At 65.6% G+C, this 3,796-nt stretch carries 4 protein-coding genes; 3 read left to right on the top strand and 1 reads right to left on the bottom strand.

What is annotated here, in order from left to right:
- Positions 1-195: 195 nt before the first annotated feature.
- The gene (locus MXAZACID_RS09910) at positions 196-429 is read right to left on the bottom strand and encodes a DUF1127 domain-containing protein (RefSeq protein WP_008494169.1); all 234 of its coding nucleotides are present in this window, start codon (positions 427-429) and stop codon (positions 196-198) included.
- Between the two features lie 170 nt (positions 430-599).
- On the opposite strand from MXAZACID_RS09910, the gene MXAZACID_RS09905 reads away from it, so the two are divergent.
- The 3 genes from MXAZACID_RS09905 to MXAZACID_RS09895 all read left to right on the top strand — a co-directional run.
- On the top strand, positions 600-2,366 hold the full coding sequence (locus tag MXAZACID_RS09905) for an aminopeptidase P family protein (RefSeq protein ID WP_039885159.1): 1,767 nt from the start codon (positions 600-602) through the stop codon (positions 2,364-2,366).
- A gap of 76 nt (positions 2,367-2,442) precedes the next feature.
- Positions 2,443-2,976, top strand: a complete 534-nt coding sequence (gene thpR, locus MXAZACID_RS09900) for an RNA 2',3'-cyclic phosphodiesterase (RefSeq protein ID WP_039885284.1) — start codon at positions 2,443-2,445, stop codon at positions 2,974-2,976.
- 159 nt (positions 2,977-3,135) lie between these two features.
- Positions 3,136-3,796: adenylate cyclase (locus tag MXAZACID_RS09895; protein WP_008494166.1), on the top strand; the 661-nt coding region annotated here is incomplete at its 3' end.

Below are 3,796 nucleotides of genomic sequence, written 5' to 3'. Positions count from 1 at the left end.
CGAGCAATTTCATGTGTTTAGGTTGACGCTGTCGCGTCAGCCTAAACACATATTGCTCTAAACTATCAAAAGTTTTTTGGTGCCGCTTTTTTTACAAAAAAGCGGCGAAAACGCTTGGGATTTACCCCATGACGGCGACACAAAAAAGGCCCCGCGAGGGGCCTTGATTGTACCAGCTCCAAGGGGAGCGTGTTGTTACCGGACCGTCCGCAGGATGGTCGGGATATCGGCGCGGGAGATGCCGATATCGTTCAGGTCACGCTCATTCATGGCGTAGAGCTCGCTCGCGACAGCGCGGCGGGCCTGCCAGGCCTTGAACCAGCGGCGCAGCCCACCCGTCTTGCTCTCGGCGGCGACAGGAGCCTCGCGCGAGATCACCAGCGACCCGAGCTTGCCCAGGGTGGTACGGTTATGGATAGTCGTCGACATGATTCACCTATTCTCTGATGGAACGGCCGGTTCGGGATGAGCCAGCTGCGTTCCGGAAACGACCAGTTCGTCGCCGTTTCGAGGCATCATATAGGGCATTTCGCGGAATTTTTGTGCAGGTGCGAACGCCGAGTCAGGCCTGCGTTGGAAGCATAGCAACGGGATTACTCATGTCATCAGAACATAACACACGCCTCGCCGCCTTACGCGCTTCATGTCGCCAATACGGGCTGGATGGATATTTGATTCCACGATCCGATGAATATCTGGGTGAATATGTCCCGCCCTGCGGGGAGAGGCTGGCTTTCATCTCCGGCTTCACCGGCTCGGCGGGGCTGGCGATTGTGCTGGGCGCGCGAGCTGCCGTGTTTTCGGATGGCCGCTATACCTTGCAGTTGGAGCAGCAGACCGATGCCAGCGCCTGGGAGCGGCGGCACATCATCGAGGACAAGCCCGCGGCCTGGCTGGCCGAGGCAGCACCGGGCGGGCGGATCGGCTATGACCCCTGGACGATCAGCGCCGAGGCGCTGGGGCGCTTTAGCGGGGTGGAGATGGTGCCGCTCTCGCCCAATCTCATCGACATAATCTGGACGGACCGCCCTGCCCCGCCGCTGGCGCCGGCCTATCCTTACCCGGAGGCGCTGGCCGGGGAGAGCAGCGAGGCGAAGCGGCATCGGCTGGGGGCGGCGCTGCAGGCGGCCGGGCAGGATAGCGCGGTGCTGAGCGATGGCGCCTCGCTGGCCTGGCTGTTCAATATTCGCGGCACGGATCTGGAATTCTGCCCGTTCGCGCTCGGCTACGCGCTGCTGCACAAGGATGGCACCGCCGGGCTGTTCATGGCGCCGGAGAAGATCACGCCAGAATTGCGCGCCCATCTCGGCCCGCAAGTGTTCATCGCGACCCCGGAGGCGCTGCCGGGGGCGATCGCGACGCTGGAAGGCCGCGTGGTGCGCTATGATCCGGCGAGCCAGCCGGCCTGGTTTGAGGCGGCGTTGAAGGAGGCGCGGGCGGTGATCGCGCCCGGGCCGGACCCGGTGGCGCTGCCCAAGGCGCGGAAGAATGCGGCCGAGCAGGCGGGGGCGCGCGCCGCGCATCTGCGCGATGGCGTGGCGATGGTGGAATTCCTGGCCTGGGCGGCGGAGGCGCTGCCCACCGGCAAGGAGACCGAGATGAGCGCTGCATCCCGGCTGCTGGCCTGCCGCGCCGCGCAAGACAAATTCAAGGGCGAGAGCTTTCCGGCGATTTCCGGCGCCGGGGAGAATGGCGCCATCATCCATTACCGGGTGGATGAGGCCAGCAACCGGGCGATCAAGCCGGATGAGGTCTATCTCATCGATAGTGGCGGCCAGTATCTGGACGGGACCACGGATATTACGCGCACCATCTGGACCGGCCCCGGCCCCGCGCCGGACAGCGTGAAGGCGCATGTGACGGCGGTGCTGGCCGGCACCATCGCGCTGGCCCGGGCGGTGTTTCCGGAAGGGGTGGCGGGGGCGCATCTGGATGCGCTGGCCAGGCAGGAGCTGTGGCGCGCCGGGCTGGATTACGACCATGGCACCGGGCATGGGGTGGGGGCCTATCTCTCGGTGCATGAGGGGCCGGTGAGCATTTCGCGCGCGGCGCGGCCGGTGGCGCTGGCGGAGGGGATGATCCTCTCCGACGAGCCGGGCTATTATCTGCCCGGTGCCTACGGCATCCGCATGGAAAATCTGCTGCTGGTGCAGAAGGCGGAGCTTCCCGCAGCGAAGACGCAATTCCTGCGCTTCGAGACGCTGACCCTTGTCCCGTTTGATCGTGCGCTGATCGATTCGGCGCGTCTGCCGGCGGAGGCGCTGGCCTGGCTCAATGCGTATCATGCGCGGGTGCAAGCCAGCCTCTCGCCTTATCTGTCTGATAAAGCAGCCGGCTGGCTGAAGCGGGTTTGCGCGCCCATATAAATATTTGACCATCGCGTCGTGGATCAGGCAGTCTTTGAGCTGCGGATTCGCTGAATTTTTGAAGAAAGGGCAAGCCATGCGCCTGTTCGTCGCACTCGACCTCCCCTGGGAGGTCAAGGAAGAACTCAGCGAGCTTTCCTGCAATCTGCCCGGCGCGCGTTGGGTGCCGGAGGATAATTTCCACCTCACTTTGCGCTTCATCGGCGAGGCCAACCGGCTGCAGGCGGAGGAGATCGACATGGCGCTGAGCGCGCTGCGCGGACGCGGGTTTACCTTCTCCCTCTCCGGGCTCGGCTGGTTCGAGAAGAATGGCCGGGTGAACACGCTCTATGCCGGGGTGGAGCGCAATGAGCATCTGGCGCGGCTGCAAGCGAAGGTGGAGACGGCTTTGCATCGCGTCGGGCTGGCGCCGGAGAAGCGGCGCTTTACCCCGCATGTGACGCTGGCGCGGATGGATATGGGGGTGACGCCCGCGCTGACCAGCTTCGTGCAGGCGAATAATCTGTACCGCTCGGCGCCGATCCGCGCCGATAACGTGACCTTGTTCTCCTCCTTCCTGGGCAAGGACCAGCCAACCTACACGCCGGAAGCCGAATACGCCCTGGCTTAGAGCCATATATGTTTGGATTGACGCGGCAGCGGCGAAATAAACACATATGGCTCGCCAAAACATGAGGAGCGCGCGTGGGCGTCAGCCCCTCGCGCGCTACGGCAATCTTCACATTTCTTCGGCTCGACTCGGGGGCGGCCGCCACGGTATCGTTGCGGCATGGACGCGATTGTGACGGGCGAGGCCCTGACGCCGGAGACGCCGGTGGCGGAAGCGGAAATCGAGCAGACTGTGATCCGGACATGGCGCTTTGCCCTGGTGCCGGCGCAGCTGAAGGCGCTGGAGCAGAGCCCGCTCTTCGGCCCGCCGACGCGGGCGAAGCGGCTGCAGGAGCGCTATCTGGATACGGAAGATTTCGCTCTGGCGCGGGCCGGGGTGACGCTGAGCTGGCGCAAGGCGGGGCGCGGGATGCGGCTCAGCCTGCTGCATGAGGGGGTGCGGCTGGACGCGGCGCAGAGCGGCGAAGACCCGGATTTGAGCGCCTTCGGCCCGGCCTGGCAGGCCAGCCTGACCACGCTGCTGCAGGATGCGCCGCTTTATGAGATTGCCGGCGCCAGGCTGCGCCAGACCACGCGCAGCTTCGCCGGGGCCACGCTCTGTTTCGAGGCCGGACAGCTCAGCGCCGAGGGGGGAAAGATCGCCCTGGCGGAGGTTGAACTCTGCGGCCCGGCCACCGCCCTGGCCGATGCCGCGCTGGCGCTCGCCGGGCAGGCGGCGCTGACCCTGCAACCGGAATGCCCCGGCCCGCGCGCCGTGCGCCTGGCCGGCGGGCCGATGCTGAAGCCGCAAAAGGCTGCCGGGGCGCTGGAGGGGGCGCCCT

The sequence above is a fragment of the Acidocella sp. MX-AZ02 genome, assembly GCF_000306035.1.
GTDB classification, from domain to species: Bacteria; Pseudomonadota; Alphaproteobacteria; order Acetobacterales; family Acetobacteraceae; genus Acidocella; species Acidocella facilis.
This window is presented reverse-complemented; position numbering and strand designations above follow the sequence as displayed.